Here is a 19,976-nt window from a genome sequence, read left to right as displayed (position 1 = left end):
ACCCAGACTGCACATTCGCCGATTGACCCCGTCGCGTTTGATTGCGTGAAGGTCATCGTGGTGCGCTCTGGGGCCGCGATTCTGTTCAGTGAGTTCGGAACTCGTCACGTCCGTCTTGGCGATGTGGTGGTGCTGGCGGCGAACACGCTCTGCGGGGCGGAGCCGGAGGGCTGGATCACGACCACCACGCTCTACCTGGATCGCGATTACATCGTCGACCTGGTGTTCTGGCAGTACGCCGCCCGCTTCGGCACCCGCGACGATGCGAGCGAGTTCCTGGAAGTGCACTACGCGGAGCCGGCGCAAGTCGTCCGGCTCGGCGAGCACCGGGCGGGGTTGTTGATGCCGTGGCTGGATGAGCTCGCGGCCCTGAGCGTGGACGGGGTGCCTCCGGAGCGGTTCTACCGAGCGCAAGCGCTCCTGTCTGGCCTTCTCGATGTGGTCGTGCCTCGGTTGGCGATGACGGGTGAGCGCACCAGCCCGACGCAACGCACTGCCGTTCTGCCGTCACGGCCGCGGCACCGGCAGTTCCGCCCCCTGCGGGCGGAAGCGCGAGCGGTGGAGGCGCTGTTACGGGGCGACCTCGCCCGGAGGTGGAGCGTGGTCGAGCTTGCGGATGCCGTGCATCTGTCGTCGTCGCAGTTGCGACGGGTGTTCACGGAGGCGTTCGGGAAGTCTCCGATCGCGTTTCTGACAATGCTGCGCGCCGAGCATATGGTCGTGCTGCTGCGGGACACGGAGCTGCCGGTGGCGGCTGTGGCGGCATCGGTGGGGTGGGTCGATGCGGACTTCGCCGCCCGGCAGTTCCGCCGTAGCGTCGGGGTCTCCCCGAGCGGATACCGGCGGATGGTTCGTGAGGGCGGACCCGGAGCAAACGCGCGTGGTGACCGGACGAAACGGGCATGATTTTAGGCTCGGATCACCAGGCCTGTTGCCTGTGAGGTAGTGGTGGGTTGACCACGTCGGGTTCAGCGATGCACCTGGCGGTCGCTCACTGTTCTTGTCCGCCGTCCGTCTCGATCTTCGCTGTTCCTCTTGGTGCACCTTCTGGTCGCAGGAGTCATCCGCCGTGTGCGGTGTGACACGCCGGGAGGAGGACACAGATGGTTGCGACCGAGGAACAGCGTGCGGCGCGGGATGCGAAGCTCGACGCGCTGCATGAACGGCTGGCGGCTGCGGTCGGTCAGCTCTCTTCCGGGGACGACTGGCGGCGCGCGCTCGAGTTCGCGGCTCGGTTCCGGTCGCGGTCGTTCGGGAACACGCTGCTGATCTGGGCTCAGCATCTCGATGCTTTCGAGCAGGGGCGGGCGCCGGCGCCGGAGCCGTCGTATGTCGCCGGGTACAAGCAGTGGCAGACACTCGGCCGTCAGGTGGAGAAGGGTCAGCCGGGGTACATGATCTTCGCCCCGGTGACGGGCCGGTTCGCGTCCTCGACTCCGCAGGACTCGTTGTCGTGGCGCCGGTTGGGGCGGTTCGAGAAGCCGAAGCCGGGTGAGGCGGTGCGCTCGCGGATGGTGGGCGCGAAGCCCGCCTACGTCTGGGACGTGTCGCAGACGACGGGTGATCCGATCCCTGAGCGGGTGGCCCCGGTGCTGTTGGAAGGCGCTGCGCCCGAAGGGCTGTGGGACGGCCTGGCCGGGCTGGTGGAGGCGGAGGGGTTCGCGGTGCTGCGGGTCGAGCACGCCGGGCTGATCCGTGGCGCGAACGGCCTGACCGATTACACGAATCGCACGGTCGCGGTGCGGGTGGACATGGACGATGCCGCACAGGTGAAGACCCTCGCGCACGAGCTCGCGCATGTGCGCCTGCACGGCCCGGACAACCCGGATGCGACGCGGCATCGCGGGATCGGGGAGGTGGAGGCGGAGTCGGTGGCGTTGATGATCGGCGCCGCGCACGGCATGGATACGAGCTCTTACACGATCCCGTATGTGTCGGGGTGGGCCGGGACGGTGAAGGACAAGGAGCCCGCTGAGGTGGTGCAGGCCACTGGCGAGCGGGTCCGCAAGACCGCCGGGGCGATCCTTGATGCTCTCTCGACCGTGCAGCTCGGCGGGGGCGACCCGCCCGGCCTGACCCGCGACGCCCCGCGCACCCAACGTGACGCACGGCCGGAGCGGCCTGCGGCGTCGCTGCGGGTGGATCGACCTCGGGCGTCTCGGGCGGCGGATACCGCGGTGAGGGGCTTGTGATGCGGGCCGCGTCGCTGTTCACCGAGGCCGCGGGCCTGCCGTTGCCAGCGGCCGCGGCACGGTTCGCGGACGCCGGGGTGCCGGTGTTCCCGTGCGTGCCGGGCGGCAAGCGCCCACTGACCGAGCACGGCTTCCACGAGGCGAGCACCGATCCCGCCCAGGTATCGGCATGGTGGCGACGCCGGCCGGCCGCGAACATCGCCATCCCGACAGGTGAGGCGACCGGGCTGGTGGTGGTGGATGTGGACGTGCACGGTCCGGTCGACGGGCGGGCGAGCTTCCGCCGCGTCCGAGACGCCGGACTGGCCGGCGGGTGGGAGCTGCTGGTGCGCACCCCCACGGGCGGCATGCACGCCTACTACCCGGCGACGCCCGGCGCCGCGCAACGGTCCTGGCAGGCAGGGCGCGCGGGAGTCGATTTCCGTGGCGACGGCGGCTACATCATCGTCCCGCCCTCGACCCGACCCATCGGCACCACCACAGTCGGATACCGCATCGTCCACGTCGCCCACGATCCGGGACGAGAGCTGGATGCGGGCAGGTTGCGGGACTTCCTCGACCCCCGCCCTCCGATCCGCCCCCGCCCTGTCGGCGGGCAGCAGGTGGGGCGGGAGGATGCGGAGCGGTTGGCGCGGTGGCTGGACCGGCAGGACACCGACCGCAATCTCAAACTGTTCTGGGCGTCGTGCCGACTGGCCGAGGGCGGCGTCCCCTTCGCTGATGCGCTCGATGCGGTGCTGACGGCAGCGAAGTCGGACTTCGGGCCGCGGGAGATCACCGCGACCGTGCGCTCCGCCTACCGCGCCGTTCACCCCGACCCCGCCCGGCGGACGACGACCTCCGCGACGCAGGGCGCGTCACCGGCAGGGGCCGGCTGGTTCGACCACCGACCAACCCCAGCCCGCTCGGTCGTGCCGCTGAGGGGGTTGTGATGGCGAGGCAGATGGGGAGGCGGTGGGCGGTGGTGACCGCGGCGGGCGGGACGGTGTTCATCGCCGCGGGAGCGTTCTGGCTGTCGTTCACCGCTCTGGCGGACCTGGCCCGCCGCTCCGGGATCGAGGAGGGGCAGGCGTGGGCGTGGCCGCTGATCGTGGACGGCATCATCGTCGTCGCAACCGTCGCCGTGGTCGCCCTGGCCGGGCACCGGCAGGCCTGGTACCCGTGGGTGCTGCTGGCCGCCGGCGCGGTGGTGTCGGTGACAGCGAACGCGATCCATGCCGTCGTCGCCGCCGACGCCGACGTGCCGGCGGTGCTCGCCGCGTCCGTCGCGGCGGTGCCCCCGCTGGTATTGCTGGCGATCACCCATCTCACCGTCATCCTCACCCGCCCCACCCCTGCGCCCGCATCCGATCTGCCTGTCGAGCCGCCGACAGCGCCTGTGGCCGGCCCGGGCCACGCGGTGGTGGCGTCCGTCCCGGTGGCGACGGCGGCGGTGTCGCGGGGTGAGGGGCGTGAGGCGGCGGTGCTGCTGCGGGAGGCAGAGGGGTGGTCGAACAAGCAGATCGCCCGCCACCTGGGCGTGCACCCGTCCACGGTGGGCCGCTGGTTCGCCCGGCCGGCGCTGACCGGCCCCGACTCGGAGGAGAGAACATGAACGACGACAACCAGACCCCTGCCACGCACGAGCAGCATCCCGTTCCCGTCCGCCAGGGACACCGCGATGAGCCGGCGGCGCCGACCGAGGAGCCGAGGCGAGGCGGGGACGGGGAGGTGTCGGAGCTGGGCCGGCACGGCGACCCGTCCGTGACGAAGCCGAAGGCGGGCGCGGGGGCGGGGTGGCGACGATCGGGGGTGGAGTGGGTGCGGCCCACTGATCTGCTGGCGGCGCGGACGGGCAGGGTCGCCGGGCAGGGCATCGACTTCCATGCCGAGCTTGCCCGTCGTACCCGCCAAGCACCCGGGCAGGCATACCGGGGTGCGCGCACCGTCGCCCGCTCAGGGGCACGGGTGGTGAGCGAGCGGGCACGCCGCCTGCCTCCGGTGACCGCGTTCGGTCGCGGCGGGAGCCCCCGGCACTCGTGGGTGTCGCGGTCCGGGATCGGGTTGGGGTAGCCGTGTCCGCCCCGGATCGGTCAACGCGTCGATCCCCGCAGCGAGGAGCTCTTCGACGTCCTGCCAGCGTTTGTCGTTCTTCGATCCGGGCGCGTTGGTGTGCGCGAGCTCGTCGACAAGGGCGATCTCGGGGCGACGGTCCAGCACCGCCTGCAGGTCCATCTCCTCGAGCGTGACGCCGCGATGCTCGCTGCGTGTGCGCGGGACGGCCGGGATTCCCGCGGTCATCGCCGCCGTTGCGGCGCGGCCGTGGGTCTCCACGATCCCGATGACGACATCCTTCCCGCTCCCGAGGAGGCGTCGCCCGTCTTCCAGCATGGTGAAGGTCTTGCCGACGCCGGGGGCAGCGCCGAGCAACACCCGAAGCTGCCCCCGTTTCGGCATGATCAGCCCTCCAACTCGTCCAGGGCGAGGTTCAGTTCCAGAACGTTCACCCTCGATTCTCCCAAATACCCGGCGTCCGGGCCCTGGGTGTGTGCCGCGACGAGCTCCCGCACCTGCTCCACGGGGATCCCGCGCGCGTCGGCGACCCGCTGGATCTGGATCTGCGCGTAGGCGGGGCTGATGTGCGGGTCCAGTCCCGACGACGACGCGGTGACCGCGTCCGCGGGGACTTCGGCCTCGGTGACGCCGTTGAACTCCGCTATCTGAGCCTTACGCTCGGTGATCGCCGCGATCAGGTCTTCGTTCTCCGGGCCCCAGTTCGTTCCGGACGAGGAGCGCCCGTCGTAGCCGTCTCCGGCAGCGGAGGGCCTGCTCTGGAAGTACTCCGGCAAGGGGTTGCCGTCGGAGTCGGTGAAGGACTGGCCGATGAGCGAAGACCCGACGACATCGCCCTCATTGTTCGTGAGGGATGATCCGTTGGCCTGGGCGGGGAATGCGAGTTGTCCGATCCCGGTGATCAGCAGGGTGTAGCCGATGCCGAGGACGGCGGTGAACATGAGCAGCGCACGGGTAGCGACCCACAGGGTCCGTCCGCTGCTGCGAGTAGCAGTGTTCATGGGGTGTGTTCCTTTTCGAAGGTCAGAATCCGGGGATCAGGCGCACGAGGAGATCGATGAGCCAGATGCCGATGAAGGGGGTGATGATGCCGCCCAGGCCATAGACGGCGAGGTTGCGGCCGAGGATCTTCGACGCGTTCATCGGCCGGTACTTCACGCCGCGCAGGGCGAGGGGCACAAGGAACACGATCACGATCGCGTTAAAGATCACCGCGGACAGCACCGCCGATGCGGGCGAGTGCAACCCCATGACGTTCAGCACCGACAGGCCCGGGAACACGCCCATGAAGATCGCCGGGATGATCGCGAAGTACTTCGCGATATCGTTCGCGATCGAGAACGTGGTCAGCGCGCCGCGAGTGATCAGCAACTGCTTGCCGATCGCGACGATGTCGATGAGCTTGGTCGGGTCGGAGTCCAGGTCGACCATGTTGCCGGCCTCTTTCGCCGCCGACGTGCCGGTGTTCATCGCGACGCCCACGTCGGCCTGCGCGAGGGCGGGTGCGTCGTTGGTGCCGTCACCGGTCATCGCGACCAGGCTGCCGCCCTCCTGCTCCTTGCGGATGTAGGCGAGCTTCTGCTCGGGAGTGGCCTCGGCGAGGAAGTCGTCCACGCCGGCCTCCTTCGCGATCGCCGCTGCGGTGAGCGGGTTGTCGCCGGTGACCATCACGGTGCGGATACCCATGGCGCGCAGTTCGGCGAACCGTGTGGTCAGGCCCTCCTTGACGACGTCCTTGAGGTGGATCACCCCGAGCACCCGGTGCTCTCCTGTTCCGGTCTTGACCGCCACCACGAGCGGGGTGCCACCGGAGGAAGAGATGTGCTCGACGTGCTCATCCAACTCGGCCAGTTCGCTGCTGGGAAGGCGTGTGCCGTCCTCTTCTAGCCAGGCGGTGATCGCCGAGCCGGCGCCCTTTCGGATCTGTGTCCCGTCGGGAAGGTCCAGTCCGGACATGCGGGTCTGCGCGGTGAACGGCACGATCTCCCCGTTTCCCGCGGCTTCCGCGTCGACTCCCTCGGCGTGGGCGAGATCGACGATCGACTTGCCCTCCGGGGTGGGGTCGGCCAGGGACGAGAGTGCGGCGGCCTTGATGAGCTCCTGCTCGCGGACGCCGTCCAACCGGACGAACGCGGTCGCGCGGCGGTTGCCGTAGGTGATGGTGCCGGTCTTGTCCAGCAGCAGCGTGGTCACATCTCCGGCCGCTTCCACGGCCCGCCCGGACATGGCCAGGACGTTGCGTTGCACGAGACGGTCCATGCCCGCGATGCCGATCGCGGACAGCAACGCTCCGATCGTGGTGGGGATGAGGCAGACCAGCAGCGCCACCAGTACGGTGATGCTCGCCGGGCTCGCCGGGTAGGAGGCGATCGGGTTCAGCGTCAGCGCGACGACGACGAACACGATCGACAGCGACGCGAGGAGGATGTTCAACGCGATCTCGTTCGGGGTGCGCTGCCGGGCCGCGCCTTCCACGAGCGCGATCATCCGGTCCACGAACGTCTCGCCCGGCTTGGAGGTGATCCGCACCACGATCCGATCCGAGAGCACCCGGGTGCCGCCGGTGACGGCCGATCGGTCACCACCGGACTCGCGCACCACGGGGGCCGACTCGCCCGTGATTGCGGACTCGTCCACGCTCGCGATGCCCCACACGATGTCCCCATCGCCGGGGATGAGCTCACCGGCGGACACCACGACGATGTCGCCCAGCCGCAGATCCGCCGAAGATACGTCCGCCGCCGGGGTCTGCTCCGCTGCCGGGTCGGTGCCGGGGTGGTAGCTGACCACCCGGTGCGCGGTGGTGCTGGTGCGGGTCTTGCGCAGCGTGTCGGCTTGCGCCTTGCCGCGGCCTTCGGCGATCGACTCGGCGAGGTTCGCGAACAGCACCGTCAACCACAGCCAGACGGCGATGATCCAGGTGAACGACCAGGGCACGCTCGTGCCGCCCGACTCCGCGGGGCCGCCGAGGAAAGGCTCGGCGACGGCGAGCAGAGTGGTGAGCGCGGCGCCGACCCACACGATGAACATCACCGGGTTGCGCCACTGGGCGCGAGGGTCGAGTTTGCGCAGCGCACCGGGGAGCGCGGCCTGGATCTGCGCCCAGGTCAGGGTCTTGCGCCGTGCGGGCGCCGACGATTTCGGCGCCTCGGGAACAGGGGTGTGTGTGAGAGTTGACATGGTTTACAGCAGCCCTTCCGCCAGGGGAGCCAGCGTGAGAACGGGGAAGAAGACGAGTGCGGTCACCAGGACTGCGGTGCCGACAGTGAGCCCGACGAACAGCGGTCGGTGCGTGGGCAAGGTTCCTGCGGTCGCGGGGATCTTGTCCTGCGCGGCGAGGGAGCCTGCCAGGGCGAGGACCAGCGCGATCGGGATGAACCGGCCGAACAGCATCGCGACACCGATCGCGGCCGTCAGCCACGGGGTACTGGCGGTCAGTCCCGCGAACGCGGACCCGTTGTTGTTCGCGCCCGACGCGAACGCGTAGATCACCTCGGACAGGCCGTGCGATCCGGTGTTCGTGAGCGACTCGTTGACGATACTGTCTCGCAGCGCGGGGATCGCGAAGCTGAGCGCGACACCACCGAGGACGAGCAGCGGCATCACCAGGATGTACAGGCTCGCCAGCTTCATCTCCCGCGGGCCGATCTTCTTGCCCAGGTACTCGGGAGTGCGTCCCACGAGCAGTCCCGCGACGAACACGGCGATTACCGCGATGATCAGCATCCCGTACAGACCCGCACCGACACCGCCGGGAGCGATCTCGCCCAACAGCATGTTGACCATGGGCATCATCCCGCCCAGAGCCGTGTACGAGTCGTGCATGGAGTTCACCGACCCTGTGGAGGTGAGGGTGGTCGTGCCGGCGTAGATCACGGACTGCGCGAGCCCGAAACGGGCCTCCTTGCCTTCCATGGCGGCGCCCGCCAACTGCGGGGCGGTGCCGTTGCCGGCGAACTCGAACGCGGCCAGCGCCGTGACCGAGGCGAGGTAAAGCGTGCCCATCGCGGCGAGGATGGCGTACCCCTGCCGGTTGTCGCCGACCATCTTGCCGAAGGTACGTGGCAGCGAGAACGGAATCAGCAGGATCAAGAAGCACTGGAAGAGGCTGATCCACCCGGTCGGGTTCTCAAACGGGTGTGACGCGTTCGCGTTGTAGAAGCCACCGCCGTTAGTGCCGAGCTCCTTGATGACTTCCTGGGACGCTACCGGCCCACCCGGAATCGTCTGCGTGCCCCCGGTGATGGTGGTGACATCGACGTAGCCGTTGAAGTTCTGCACCACGCCGCCGGCGATCAGGACGATCGCCCCGACGATCGAGAGCGGAAGAAGAATACGGAAGGTGCCTCGGACCAGGTCGACCCAGAAGTTGCCGATGGTGCCCGAGCGGCGGTACGCGAACCCGCGCACCAGTGCCACGGCCACGGCGATACCCGTCGCCGCAGAGACGAAGTTCTGCACCGCCAGGCCGGCGAACTGCACGGTGTACGACAGGTCCTCACCGGAGTACGCCTGCCAGTTGGTGTTGGTGACGAACGAGATGGCCGTGTTGAAAGCCACCCCCGAGTCGATGTTCTCGTTCCCCAGGGAATACGGCAACCACTGCTGCGTGCGCTGCAGCAGGAACAGCAGCAGCACGCCGACGACCGAGAAGTACAGCACCGACCGCAGATAGACCTGCCAGGACTGCTCCTTCGACGGGTCAACGCCGATGACCTTATAGATCCCGCGTTCGACCTTCCAGTTCTTCCGGGTCGTGAACACCCAGGCCATGTAATCGCCGACGGGCCGGTACAGCAGACCCAGGGCGAGGGCGAGCGTTGCGGCGCTCGCGATCAGCATCCACCACTCCATCAGAAACGCTCCGGCTTCACGAGAGCGAACACGAGATACACGATCGCCGCGACCCCGAGACCGGCGGCGAGAAGTTCAAAAACGATCACAGCTTCTCCACCGCCTTCCCCAGCAGCCCGACGACGACGAACAAGGCGATCACGCCGAGCACGTAGACGATGTCAAGCACAACAAGCTCCATTCGGATAACAAGCGACAGCAGGACCACTAGCCGCGCAACCCGAAACAGCGGGCGCAACTCACGATCAAACACCCACCCACACCACCGAAACAGGTGTCCTAACAGAACCCATACGAGGATCGGGCGGACTCTGACGGACCGCTAACACGACAGGCCCGCAAAGCGCGCCGAGGGCACGGACGCGGGTCGCTACCCTCCTCTGCGTGGTGCTGTTAGCGGCAGGCCGGGAAGGCGCATGAGTTCCGTGAGGGGCTGTTCCCTGCCCGGTGGTTGCCGCGTAGAAGTGGAGGCATGACCCTCACCGCCATCCTCCCCACCCTCAGACGCAGCATCCCCGACTCTCTCCAACCCCGACATTGGCCCGAGCACACCGTCCCCACGGTCTCGGATGTCGTGATCGGCGGAGTGTCCCTGAGGCGACTGGTGGAGATCAGCGGCACGCCGGCGCTCCTCACCGGGGACCTGCCGCACCCGAAACCGGCCCAGGCGCGCGCCCAGGGGATCGGCAACGATGTCACCGTCCTCGTCTTCCAGGTCACCCTCCGCATCGACACTGACAGCGATAAACGCGTTGCCCTCACCGACTGCGGATTTGACCGGGTAACACCGTACTGGGACGAGTGCCGACTCATCGGCCGCACCTCGACGGCGAAGAACACCACCATAGAACTCATCCCGGGCGAAACCGGGTCTGCGCCCTGGCCGTACCCGATCGTCATCCTTCCCGCAGACATCCACCAAGGCGACCTTCTCACCGTCCCCTGCGCCGGAGCGGTCACACTCAGCGATGTGCGCCCGCGTCCGCAGGAAGCCTTCGTACCCGCAGAACAGGCACGGGAACTCGCGGTGGCCAGATGAGCATCATGCACACCTTGATCTCTTCCCGTGCGATGGCGCTTGCTGCCCTGTACGAGGACTGCGCACCCTGGCCCGCAGACACGACGTTCGCCGACCGCGACATCAGCATCGGCGCGCAATCACTCACCACCCTCGCCGCACAACGCGGCACCCCCTGCCTCCTGATCGCGCCCAGCAGCGCGTCGGCGCGAGGAGAGGATTACCGCAGCGTCGTCATTACGGCAATCCTCGCCCGCACACCGCGCCGCGGGCTGCGGCATCCCATGAAACTGACGGTCGACTGCGACCTGTCCGCCCTCGATTCCCGCGTCCTTGACGTCCTGCCCGCGCAGTGCCCGAACGCGCGGCACCGCAAGACGACCCTGCTGCGCTCCCCGCACACGCAGACCGCCATCAGGGTGCTGCTTCCGCAGACCTGCGCCCCCGGTGACCTCCTCGCCCTCACCTGCGATGGCACCATCGCCCTCGGACAAAACACCAGCCGCCACGCCCGCATCCGCCCGGGCAGTGAGGACGAGCAGTGGCAAGGCAGGTGCCTCAAATAATGGACACCATCCGACACGCCACACGCTCGATCCCGGTAGGCCCGCAACCTGGGCCGGGTCGTTTGCTCCTCTACGGCGACTCACTCGACAGCCTCGAGTACCTTGCCGTACCGGTCCCTCACGAGCACGGCACACTCGACGACCGGAGGGCGCGAACCAAGATCGTGGGCATCCGCGTGCCCGACACGAACCACCCTCGGCAAACGCTCAGGTCGGTGGCTGACGCACCTGAAGCATGCGTCGATTATCGGCGCTGGTACACGTCGGGGATACCGCCTCCGTCCTCGTCTACGACTTCGGCCTGCGCGATCCGGCGGTAGCGGCGATTTCGGCTGGTGAGCAGGATCGACGCGATCGCGGCGGCAAGCACGGAGGCGAGCAGGATCGCGACCTTGGCGTGATCGTGGTGCGGATCGGCCGCGGTGAAGCTGAGCTCGGTGACCAGCAGCGACACCGTGAACCCGATACCCGCGAGCAGACCCACACCGACCAGGTCGATCCATCGCAGGGCCGGGTCGAGGCGGATGCCCCGGATGCGGGTGGTCAGCCAGGTGACCGCCACAATGCCGACCGGCTTCCCCACGACCAGCGCGAGAACGATGCCGATCGTGACCGGGTCAGTCAGTGCCGACAGGAACCCCTCGAGGCCGCCGAGGGCGACGCCGGCGGAGAAGAACGCGAACACCGGGACCGCGAACCCGGCCGACAGCGGCCGGAACCGGTGCTCGAACACCTCCGCCAGTCCCGGCTCGGTGTCGGCGACACCGTCGCGGCGGCGGTGCAGGACGGGGATCGTGAAGCCGAGCAGAACCCCGGCGATGGTCGCGTGGATGCCCGAGGCGTGCACGAATGCCCAGGCGACGCCACCGAGCGGCAGCAGGATCAGCCACGCCGCGGCGGGCTTGAGGCGGAAGAACTGCCGATACCGCTGGGCGAGCACCGCATACACCGCGACCGTGAGAAGGCCCAACAGTATCGGGACGATCTCGATCGTGTCGGTGTAGAAGACGGCGATGATCGTGATCGCGATCAGGTCATCCACGACGGCGAGAGTGAGCAGAAAGATCCGCAACGAGCTCGGCAGGTGCGAGCCGATCAGCGCGAGCACCGCGACGGCGAACGCGATGTCCGTCGCCGTGGGAATCGCCCATCCACGCATCAGCGCCGGGTCCTGCCCGACGACCGCGAGGTAGAACAGCGCCGGCACGGCCACCCCGCCGGCCGCGGCCGCGACGGGGACAATGGCGGTGGAGAAGCGGCGCAGGTCCCCGGCGACGAACTCTCGTTTGAGTTCGAGGCCGACGAGGAAGAAGAAGACCGCGAGCAGCCCGTCCGCCGCCCACGTCCCCAGGCTCAACCGCAGGTGCCAGGGCTCGTACCCGATCTCCAGGTCACGCAGCGCGAAGTACCCGTCCGCCCAGGGCGAGTTCGCCCAGACGATACCGATCACGGCCATGAGCACGAGCAGCCCACCGCCAACGGTCTCCTTGCGCAGCAAGGACGCGATGCGCCGAGCCTCAGTGTAGGTTCCGCGGGCGGGGAATGTGGCACGCTCCGGCGTGCGGCGGGCAGGTCGACGAGAAGTCATAGGCAGGTCCGATCAGGGTCGACAAGAGACAGAATGTGTCGACCAGACTTCCCGACGCGCCACACCCAGCCTACCGTGCTGTGGCCCACCGCACCTTGGGCGGCCGCTCAGATGTACTCGCTGCTTGCCGCGTTGCGAATGCTCTCGTTGCGGATGTCGTTCCAGCCCAAAGCGGCAGCTCCGGCGAGCCCAGCCGGTTGCCGCGTCATCTCCTCCAGACGTTCCCGCAGAAGTTCCTGGTCGTCGAGATCAGAGATGTCGAGAAGAACGACATCGACATCGCATCCCACCCGTAGCTCGATCTCCGTGTGCAGCCGGATCGCGACCGACCCAGCAAGACGCTGCAAGGCCAGGCTCATGGCCGGCTCGGCCCGGTACGCCAGAAGCAGGTGGCGGATGCCCGGCCGGCCCCGGCAGGCATCGAACGCCACGCGGGCTGCGGTCTTCAACGCCGCCCGTGCGGCACGTCTGCCGCCCGTGTCGCGAAGATCGCTCACCCACACGATCGTTCGGGCCGGCTCCGACCGCCAAGGTTTGACGACGGGCGGTGGGAGGAACGAATCACCCAGAAACAGAACGGCGCCCGTCACGACCCACCCGTACTAGCCGTGATCCGGGCAATGACGGCGGCGGCTGTGGCTGGGCCGTTCTCGGCGCGCATCCGCTCGGCGACACGGTCGACCACTGGTCGACGATCGGCCGCATCGGCGATCGCCGCGTGCACCCGGTCCGCGGTGAGGCGATCTCGATCAAGTGGTAGACCGGTGAGCCCGAATCGGTGCAGAAGCCGAGCCCAGAACGGCTGGTCCGCGAGAAACGGGACCAGAACCGAGGGTGTGCCGGCGCGGGCGGCAGCGTGCACGGTGCCGGCTCCACCGTGGTGGATCGCGACCGCCGCCCGAGGAAGCACCACGTCATGCGGCACCGACGACACGACCAGCACGTCGCCCCCCAGACACCGCTGCGGAGGCTCCAAGCCACCCCAGCCCGTCGCCAGCAGAACCCTTAGCCCTGCCCGCCGTCCGCCGTCGACGATCGCTTCGGCGCGTGTCGCAGCGTCCCCGCCCCGCATCGACCCGAACCCGGCATACAGGTACGGGGCCTCACCGGCGGCGAAGTCCCGTACCGCCGTATCCAGGTTGCCCTCAGGAGACGGCTGGCGTGGCCAGTCGCCCGTGAGATGGGCCGTGGCCGGCCAGTCCGCCGGACGCGGCAGGAGCGTCGGGCTCACCGCGACCAGCGACCCCGAAGGCGGAGCGAGGTTCTGCGTGCCGGAGAGGCCAAGGCGCTGCCGCGCCGCGCGGATGTCCGCCCTGAACATGCGCTCGCCCACCGCGGCGGCCCGGTAGCTGAGCCGGTTGATCGCCGGTCCGAAGGAGCGGTTCAGCACCCCGGCGGCAGGGAACTCACCCGTCGGAGTCAACACAGGGGCCAGCTCAACCGTGAGATACGGGACTCCCAAATGCTCGGCCACGACGGGCACCGTGAGGAGCTTTGGGTGGGCGACAATCACATCCGGCTGCCAGTTGACAGCCTCATCCACCACGCGCCCCAGCATCGTGCGCATCGCCGGACGGATGTGCTCCCGAAACGCCCGCATCCCGCCGATATCGGCAACAGCCCGCCCGAGTTCAGCGAAGCTCACCCCGAGACTCACCACGTCAACATCGCGCCCCGCGTCCGGGTCCTCGGGCGCGGCGACCCGCACAACGTGCCCAGCTTCACGCAACGCCGACGCCAGCGAGAAGAAGGGCTCCACATCACCACGACTGCCGGCCGTCGCCAGGAGAACGCGCATTGACCGTCCCTCTACCAGCGCCTCAGCCATCGCAGTTCTCTCTGAGGCACCGAGCTGCCAAGCGCTTCGTCCATCCTCCGGAGGAGGAGCGAAGACAATGCGGTTCTACAGCGGTATTGCACGTCATGGTTCTCCTCTGGAAGTACCGCCGACCCGACAGGCCGGCGTCGATGTCGACCAGACTTCCCGACGCGCCGCCGCCAGCCTACGCCAACAGCACCCCAGATTCGGAAGCCGTCTTGACGGCGAGTCGAGCCCGAGGGCACGACGGACCGGTATCTCGTCGCAGAACGCGGGTCGGCCGAGGGTGGCGGTGTAGCGCATCGCAGTTTCGATGCCAACGCCGAACAGATCGCAGATGCGGCGGCCGTCGCCGCCGGTGGCGTGGCTCTCCGCAAGGATGCGGTCGGCGCGCAGGGACTGCGGGTTCAGGCCGGCTTTCCTCCAAGGGAAGGAATGGCCGGGGCTGCGAGGCGGCGCGCGGTGTCCTGGAAAGCGCGGGTCTGCGCGTTGGTGAGGACGCGAAGCATCGACACTCGATCTTCCCAGCCTCGCGAACCCATCAGCCTGGTGGCACGGCGCACCTACCCCACATGAGGACGCCGGAAGAATTCGTAGCCGTAGAGACAGAACCGCGAAAGGTCATTGAGGCTGACGAACCGTCACCCTCACCGACGGTTCCAGCGACGGATGGTGAGGCATGATGGCCCGCCCCCGCTACAAGCGCACCACCCCCGACCGTGGCCGCGAGAGCGAGACACCGCCGGTCCCGGTCGTGCTCCCGCAGGTGGTCATCACCGTCGCCGCCACCGGGACGATGACGGTCACCGTGGACGGGGAGCAGGTGGAGCCGGAGCCGTTCGCGCCGGCGTGGCGGCGGGAGGACTTCGCCCGTGTCCTCGACCAGCTCACCGACACGCACCGTTCGGCGGTGCGGGTCGAGGTCCGTGAGGCGGACGGGACCGTGTTCACCGACATCATCACCCCCAGCACTCGCCGCCGCCGTCCCGCACCAGAACCCGCCCCCGACCGCCCCGCACGGCGGATGATGCCAGAGCTGGTCGTGATGCGCGGCGAGGGGTTCGTGCCCGGTGAGGATGTCGCGGTGGCGGTGGTGATCGCGCACGGCGATGCCGCCCCGGACGGCACCATGCGTGCTCTGCTCACCGCCGAGCAGGCCGGCGCGAGTCCGACCCGCGAGGTGGTCCTGCTCGGCCGCGTCTCCGGCACCCTCACGATCGGGCACCCCGAATGAGCGCCCCCAGACCTACCGGGTCCCTCGGCGACGAGCTCAGCAACCTCGGCATCGGCATCCTCATCTCCGCCGCGATCCTCGCCGGCCTCCTCCGCGGCGCCGGGTCCGTCGCCGCATGGATCACCGGCACCACCCAACCCGCCGGTGGTGTCGAAGCCGGCCTGGGCGTGCTGCTGAACCCCGGCGACCCGGCCACCGCACTCGACGCCCCAGGGCTGGGCACGGTCGCGTACTGGATCACCGCGACCGTCCTCATCCTCGCTGCGGGTGCGGTCGGGTGGTGGGTGTGGCGGCTGCTGCGCGAACACGGCCGGCAGGTGAAGACCGACCCGTACCGGATCGCCGGGATCGCCACCCGCGCCGAGGTCGCACGCGCCGCCTCCGAGAAGGCACTGCTACGCCGCGCTGGGCACCTGCGCCCCTCCCTCGACACGCCGCAACCCGCAGACGTCGGCTACCGCATCGGCGCGTCCCGTGGACACGGAGTATGGGCGTCGGTGGAGGACTCGATCCTCCTGCTCGGCCCGCCGCGATCCGGCAAAGGCGCCCATATCGTCATCAACGCCATCCTTGACGCACCCGGCGCGGTGGTGACCACCAGCACCCGCCCGGACAACCTCACCGCGACCCTCCGCGCCCGTGAGCGCCGCGGCGGGCCGGTGGCGGTGTTCGACCCGCAGCACCTCGCCGAAGGCGTCCCCGCCGGGCTGCGCTGGTCACCCATCCGCGGATGCGAGGACCCGCTGACAGCGATGATCCGCGCCACCGGACTCGCCGCCGGCACCGGCCTATCCGCCGGCGGCGTCGAAGGCGGCGGATTCTGGGAGGGGAAGACCCGCACCGCGCTCCAAGCGCTACTCCATGCCGCCGCGCTGGATCGGCGTCCGCCGGGTGAGCTGTTCCGGTGGACGCTGGACCCCTCCGCCGCAGCGGACGCGGTCGCGATCCTGACCGCGAACCCGAACGCTGCGGTCGGGTGGGCGGAGGGCTTGCAGGCGATGATCGACTCCGACCCGAGAACTCGCGACTCCATCTGGCAAGGCGTCTCCCTCGCCCTCGCCGCCCTCGCAGACCCCCGCGTCCTCGACGCCGTATCGCCACGAGAGGGCGAGGACTTCGATCCCGAAGCGTTCCTCCGCGCCAAAGGCACCCTCTACCTCCTCGCGACCGGCGCCGGGGCGAACAACTCCGCCGCGCTCGTCGCGGCGTTCGTAGAGGATGTCGTGGAGGCCGCACGGCGGATCGCCGCGACCAGCCCCGGCGCACGCCTGGACCCGCCGCTGCTACTCGCGCTGGACGAGGTCGGCAACCTCGCCCCGCTCCCGTCGCTGCCGACGCTGATGGCCGAAGGCGGCGGCACCGGGATCACCACCATGCCCGTCCTGCAAAGCCTGGCGCAGGCCAGGGAGAAGTGGTCCGAGAACGCCGCCGGCGCGATCTGGGACGCCAGCATTGTGAAGATCATCCTCGGCGGCGCATCGAACTCCAAAGACCTCCACGACCTCACCACCCTCATCGGGGAGCGCGACGAGGTGACCGACTCCACCACCATCGGCGACCACGGGTCCCGCACCGCGCAACGCTCCATCCGGCGGGTGCCGATCATGCCACCCGACGCGATCCGCACCCTCCCGTTCGGCACAGCGCTGGTGCTGCTCCGATCCGCCCCACCCATCGTCACCAGGCTCCGCACCTGGACCCAGCGACCCGACGCCGCCAGGCGGCACGCGGACCGCACAGAGGTCGAGGCTCTGCTGCAACAGCGACCGTAGCGGGGGTGGGCGGGTGCACCTGCCTGGCATGGAGGCCCCGGACTCTCGGGGCCGTTGATGTCAGGAGGAAGTCTGATGGCTGTCCGCACTCACCAGTCCTTGTCGGGGTATGTCGCCACCGAGCCGTCCACGGACCCGACCCGTGACGGCACGCCCCGCTTCTACGCCCGCGCCGGTCAGCGGCAGGGCCGCCGCGAACCGGACGGCAGTTACACGAAGCTGCCCACCGAGTATGTCCCCATCGTCGCCTACGGTGACGCCGCCGAGGAAGCGGCCGCACTGTTGTCCAAGGGTGCCGGGTTTGTCGCCGAGGGCCGGTTCCGCCCGGTCCGGGACCGCACCGATCCGACCGCGGTCATTGGGCAGGAGTTCGAGATGTGGAAGGTCGGACGCCGCCCCACCGCCACCGAGCAAGCCGCCGCCGTCCACGACGCCCCGAGCGACCAGCCCGCCCGGCACCGGGACCTGCCGGCGCAGTTCACCGCACCACGCAGCACCCGCCCGTCCGCGCCCGCACCGGCGCTGTGAGGCCGTGATGACCGGGCACACCGCTGCCGCGCCTGCACCCGACGACGCGCCAGAGCCGCCCGCCGACATCAACGCCGAAACCGAGGACGCCGCGGAGGCGGGTGAGAGCAGCGAGGGAGAGGGGCTGCCGGAGCCGCCGCATCCGGTCAACTGGAACCTGCTCACCGCCGACGAGGCGAAGATCGAGTGGCGGGAGCTGAACAAGTGGGTGAACTGGTTGCGCCGCACCTACGGGCTTCCCGCCAGCGTCCTCCCGCCGTTCTGGCACCGGCACCCCGAGCTGGTGTGGGAGCTTTCCGCGTTGCATCTGCATTGGCTGTGCGCGTATGACCCGGAGGAGAACGGGTCCGCGCCGCTGGGCTGGCACCGCGACTTCGCCGAGGCCCGAGGGCGGCTGCGGGAGTGGGTCGCCGCGTCCGGTACCCGCCTGGACCGCGACCGCCCCACCCGGCAGACCGCCTGGCCCGGTGAGAAGCCCGCCCCGCCGGTCGAGGACATCGTCATCGCGAACCGCGATGCGGACTTCGCACAGTTCACGGGGGAGGATGTCGCCGCCCGCCGTCAGGCCGAGGACGACTTCTACGCCGGCCTCAACCCGGACACCGGAGAGCTGCCATGACCACCACACGACGGCCCGAGCGCCGCCCGGACACGAGCCCGGACGGGGCTGGCCCGGCCCCGCATACGCCGGCGCTGGCCGGGGACTTCGATGTCCGGGAGTGGACGCGGCAGGCGTGCGAGGCATCCGGGGTGTCCTTCGCCGTCACCGACCCGGTGGCACTCGACCGGCTCCGCGCCCTCGTTGCCCACCCCGGATGATGCCCGCCCGCCCTGCGCGGGCGGCTGCCGGTCAGGCTTTGAAGGTGAGCTGGACCCGTCCGGGCCGGAACCGGGAGCCACTGTTCGGGTCGGGGAGGACGACGAGCGTGTCGACCAGCGCGTTCAGGATCGCCCGCTTCTGCCCGACCGTCCACTCCTCGTACCAAGCGTGCCGCAGGGCGGCCTCGTCGCCGATGGGGAGCCCTTTGAGGGCGTCGCCGCGGTTCAGGGTGCCGAGGGTGGTTTCGGCGTCTCTGACGGCATTCTGTGCCGCGACACGGCCCGCGTGGTACTCGCTGCGGGCCAGCAGTCCCGCGCCGTAGTCGCGGGCGAGGTCTTCCATCCGGTGCCGTGCCGCCATGATCCGCCCCATCGCTTCCGCCACCTGGCCGCCGGTCGTGCTGTCATCGGCGGGCAGGGTCGTTGCCGCGAGCCGGGCGATCACCGCCTCAGACACCACCGTCTCCAACCCGCTCGCCGTCACCGACAGGCCGCCGCGTTCCGGGTGGCCGGGGACGGGCATGCAACGGTAGTAGCGGCGCTTCGCATCCGAGGGGCCGCGGCGATTCTTGCCGGAGACCAGCCCGGAGCCGCACTTCCCGCATGTCGCGATCGCCGACAGCAGGTTGATCGAGGACGCCCCGACCCGGCGGTCCGGGTGGGAGAGCATCGCCCGGATACGGGTCGTCTCCTCTGGAGTGATGATCGCCTCCCAGTTCCCCGGACCCAGAATCTCCCGCCCCGCCGGAGCATCCCCAGCCTTCCGCGCCGGCTCATAGGCGCGTTGGCCCGAGATACGCGCGGACACCAGGATCGATTTCACCGTCGTCGCGTGCCACACCCCGAGCGTCTTGCCCGTGTGCGCCTGCGGGGCCGGGAACCCCGACTCCTCGTTCAGCCACGCCGTGATCGACCGCAACGACTGTCCCGCCAGGAACCTGTCGGCCATTTCGCGGATCACCGCCGCCTGCTCCGGGATCAGCACCCCGCCGGTGCCGTACCCGAACTTCGCCGCCCCGTGCCAATCACCACGCTCGGCCTTCTGCCGGTTCGCGCGCCTGATCCGGTCGGCCTTGTGCCCGGACTCGTACGCAGCCATCGCGACGAGCTGGCGGGCCATCAACCGGCCCTCGTGCGTGTTCAGATCGAACGCGCCACCCATCACCGCCTCGATACGGATCGGGTGAGACTCCACCAAGTCGATCAGGTCTTCCAGCTCGCGGGGACGGCGGTAGAGGCGATCCACATGCCACACCACGACCCGCGACGGACCCTGCCGCACCCGAGCCAGCATCTTCTCGAACTCCGGACGCTTCTTGTTCAGATACGCCGACGTGTCGTTATCCATGAACACGTCCCCCGCGGCCACATCGAGGCCGAGGCGACGGCACAGGGCCAGGCAGTCATCACGCTGCCGCTCGACGCCGGCCTCTTCACCCGTCCGGTCTTCGCTGATCCGCAGATACACCAGCACCTGCTCCGCGACACCAGCAATCTCGCCCGATCTGGGCCTCTCCAACACACTCATCGCCAT

19 protein-coding genes and 1 pseudogene are annotated in these 19,976 nt (G+C 69.4%); 10 read left to right on the top strand and 10 right to left on the bottom strand.

Translation table 11 applies throughout. The features are described 5' to 3' along the window. Positions 1 to 45: 45 nt before the first annotated feature. From ACQUSW_RS12060 to ACQUSW_RS12045, 4 genes are all read left to right on the top strand, one after another. A complete protein-coding gene (locus ACQUSW_RS12060) occupies positions 46 to 906 on the top strand; it encodes a helix-turn-helix domain-containing protein (protein WP_428932553.1) in 861 nt (286 codons plus the stop codon). A 197-nt stretch (positions 907 to 1,103) separates the two neighbouring features. Continuing rightward, on the top strand, positions 1,104 to 2,192 hold the full coding sequence (locus ACQUSW_RS12055; RefSeq protein WP_428932552.1) for an ArdC-like ssDNA-binding domain-containing protein: 1,089 nt from the start codon (positions 1,104 to 1,106) through the stop codon (positions 2,190 to 2,192). Then, positions 2,192 to 3,124, top strand: coding sequence for a bifunctional DNA primase/polymerase (locus ACQUSW_RS12050; RefSeq protein WP_428932551.1), 933 nt, complete (start codon positions 2,192 to 2,194; stop codon positions 3,122 to 3,124). The genes ACQUSW_RS12055 and ACQUSW_RS12050 overlap by 1 nt, the downstream gene beginning before the upstream one ends. Continuing rightward, complete coding sequence (locus ACQUSW_RS12045; protein WP_428932550.1) at positions 3,124 to 3,786, top strand: DUF2637 domain-containing protein; 663 nt, start codon at positions 3,124 to 3,126, stop codon at positions 3,784 to 3,786. The genes ACQUSW_RS12050 and ACQUSW_RS12045 overlap by 1 nt, the downstream gene beginning before the upstream one ends. 476 nt (positions 3,787 to 4,262) lie before the next feature. Here ACQUSW_RS12045 and ACQUSW_RS12040 read toward each other — a convergent pair. From ACQUSW_RS12040 to ACQUSW_RS12015, 6 genes and pseudogenes are all read right to left on the bottom strand, one after another. Further along, a pseudogene (locus tag ACQUSW_RS12040) lies at positions 4,263 to 4,628 on the bottom strand (histidine kinase); the annotation flags it as partial. A gap of 2 nt (positions 4,629 to 4,630) precedes the next feature. Next, a complete protein-coding gene (gene kdpC / locus ACQUSW_RS12035) occupies positions 4,631 to 5,245 on the bottom strand; it encodes a potassium-transporting ATPase subunit KdpC (protein ID WP_428932549.1) in 615 nt (204 codons plus the stop codon). Positions 5,246 to 5,267: 22 nt separating this feature from the next. Beyond that, positions 5,268 to 7,424, bottom strand: coding sequence for a potassium-transporting ATPase subunit KdpB (kdpB, locus tag ACQUSW_RS12030; RefSeq protein WP_428932548.1), 2,157 nt, complete (start codon positions 7,422 to 7,424; stop codon positions 5,268 to 5,270). 3 nt (positions 7,425 to 7,427) lie between these two features. Beyond that, the gene (gene kdpA / locus ACQUSW_RS12025) at positions 7,428 to 9,098 is read right to left on the bottom strand and encodes a potassium-transporting ATPase subunit KdpA (RefSeq protein WP_428932547.1); all 1,671 of its coding nucleotides are present in this window, start codon (positions 9,096 to 9,098) and stop codon (positions 7,428 to 7,430) included. Further along, positions 9,098 to 9,187, bottom strand: a complete 90-nt coding sequence (locus tag ACQUSW_RS12020; protein WP_035731468.1) for a potassium-transporting ATPase subunit F — start codon at positions 9,185 to 9,187, stop codon at positions 9,098 to 9,100. Before ACQUSW_RS12020 ends, kdpA begins: the two co-directional genes overlap by 1 nt. After that, positions 9,184 to 9,351: a hypothetical protein gene (locus tag ACQUSW_RS12015; protein WP_156198513.1), complete on the bottom strand. Its 168-nt coding sequence runs from the start codon at positions 9,349 to 9,351 to the stop codon at positions 9,184 to 9,186. Before ACQUSW_RS12015 ends, ACQUSW_RS12020 begins: the two co-directional genes overlap by 4 nt. Positions 9,352 to 9,570: 219 nt before the next feature. On the opposite strand from ACQUSW_RS12015, the gene ACQUSW_RS12010 reads away from it, so the two are divergent. Further along, positions 9,571 to 10,137 carry a hypothetical protein gene (locus ACQUSW_RS12010; protein WP_428932546.1) on the top strand — a complete coding sequence of 189 codons (567 nt, stop codon included), beginning with the start codon at positions 9,571 to 9,573 and terminating at the stop codon, positions 10,135 to 10,137. Next, positions 10,134 to 10,682 carry a hypothetical protein gene (locus ACQUSW_RS12005; RefSeq protein WP_428932545.1) on the top strand — a complete coding sequence of 183 codons (549 nt, stop codon included), beginning with the start codon at positions 10,134 to 10,136 and terminating at the stop codon, positions 10,680 to 10,682. Before ACQUSW_RS12010 ends, ACQUSW_RS12005 begins: the two co-directional genes overlap by 4 nt. Before the next feature lie 244 nt (positions 10,683 to 10,926). Here the strand turns inward: ACQUSW_RS12005 and nhaA are convergent, their stop codons facing one another. The 3 genes from nhaA to ACQUSW_RS11990 all read right to left on the bottom strand — a co-directional run bounded on the left by nhaA (position 10,927) and on the right by ACQUSW_RS11990 (position 14,098). Then, positions 10,927 to 12,270 (bottom strand): Na+/H+ antiporter NhaA, encoded by a 1,344-nt coding sequence (gene nhaA, locus ACQUSW_RS12000; protein ID WP_428932544.1) that lies wholly within the window; start codon positions 12,268 to 12,270, stop codon positions 10,927 to 10,929. 107 nt (positions 12,271 to 12,377) lie between these two features. Continuing rightward, positions 12,378 to 12,767 (bottom strand): hypothetical protein, encoded by a 390-nt coding sequence (locus tag ACQUSW_RS11995; protein ID WP_428932543.1) that lies wholly within the window; start codon positions 12,765 to 12,767, stop codon positions 12,378 to 12,380. A gap of 89 nt (positions 12,768 to 12,856) precedes the next feature. After that, the gene (locus tag ACQUSW_RS11990; protein WP_428932542.1) at positions 12,857 to 14,098 is read right to left on the bottom strand and encodes a glycosyltransferase; all 1,242 of its coding nucleotides are present in this window, start codon (positions 14,096 to 14,098) and stop codon (positions 12,857 to 12,859) included. A 670-nt stretch (positions 14,099 to 14,768) separates the two neighbouring features. Between ACQUSW_RS11990 and ACQUSW_RS11985 the strand changes: the two genes are divergently transcribed. The 4 genes from ACQUSW_RS11985 (at position 14,769) to ACQUSW_RS11970 (ending at position 18,242) form a co-directional block, all read left to right on the top strand. Then, positions 14,769 to 15,323, top strand: coding sequence for a hypothetical protein (locus ACQUSW_RS11985; protein ID WP_428932541.1), 555 nt, complete (start codon positions 14,769 to 14,771; stop codon positions 15,321 to 15,323). Continuing rightward, positions 15,320 to 17,095 (top strand): type IV secretory system conjugative DNA transfer family protein, encoded by a 1,776-nt coding sequence (locus tag ACQUSW_RS11980; protein WP_428932540.1) that lies wholly within the window; start codon positions 15,320 to 15,322, stop codon positions 17,093 to 17,095. The genes ACQUSW_RS11985 and ACQUSW_RS11980 overlap by 4 nt, the downstream gene beginning before the upstream one ends. Positions 17,096 to 17,170: 75 nt before the next feature. Further along, entirely contained in the window at positions 17,171 to 17,623 is a 453-nt protein-coding gene (locus ACQUSW_RS11975) for a single-stranded DNA-binding protein (protein WP_428932539.1), read from the top strand. A 7-nt stretch (positions 17,624 to 17,630) separates the two neighbouring features. Beyond that, entirely contained in the window at positions 17,631 to 18,242 is a 612-nt protein-coding gene (locus tag ACQUSW_RS11970; RefSeq protein WP_428932538.1) for a hypothetical protein, read from the top strand. Between the two features lie 231 nt (positions 18,243 to 18,473). On the opposite strand, the gene ACQUSW_RS11965 is transcribed toward ACQUSW_RS11970, so the two are convergent. Further along, a complete protein-coding gene (locus tag ACQUSW_RS11965; RefSeq protein WP_428932537.1) occupies positions 18,474 to 19,976 on the bottom strand; it encodes a recombinase family protein in 1,503 nt (500 codons plus the stop codon).

Origin of the sequence: Microbacterium luticellae (assembly GCF_050408645.1) — a bacterium.
Taxonomy (GTDB): Bacteria; Actinomycetota; Actinomycetes; order Actinomycetales; family Microbacteriaceae; genus Microbacterium.
This window is presented reverse-complemented; position numbering and strand designations above follow the sequence as displayed.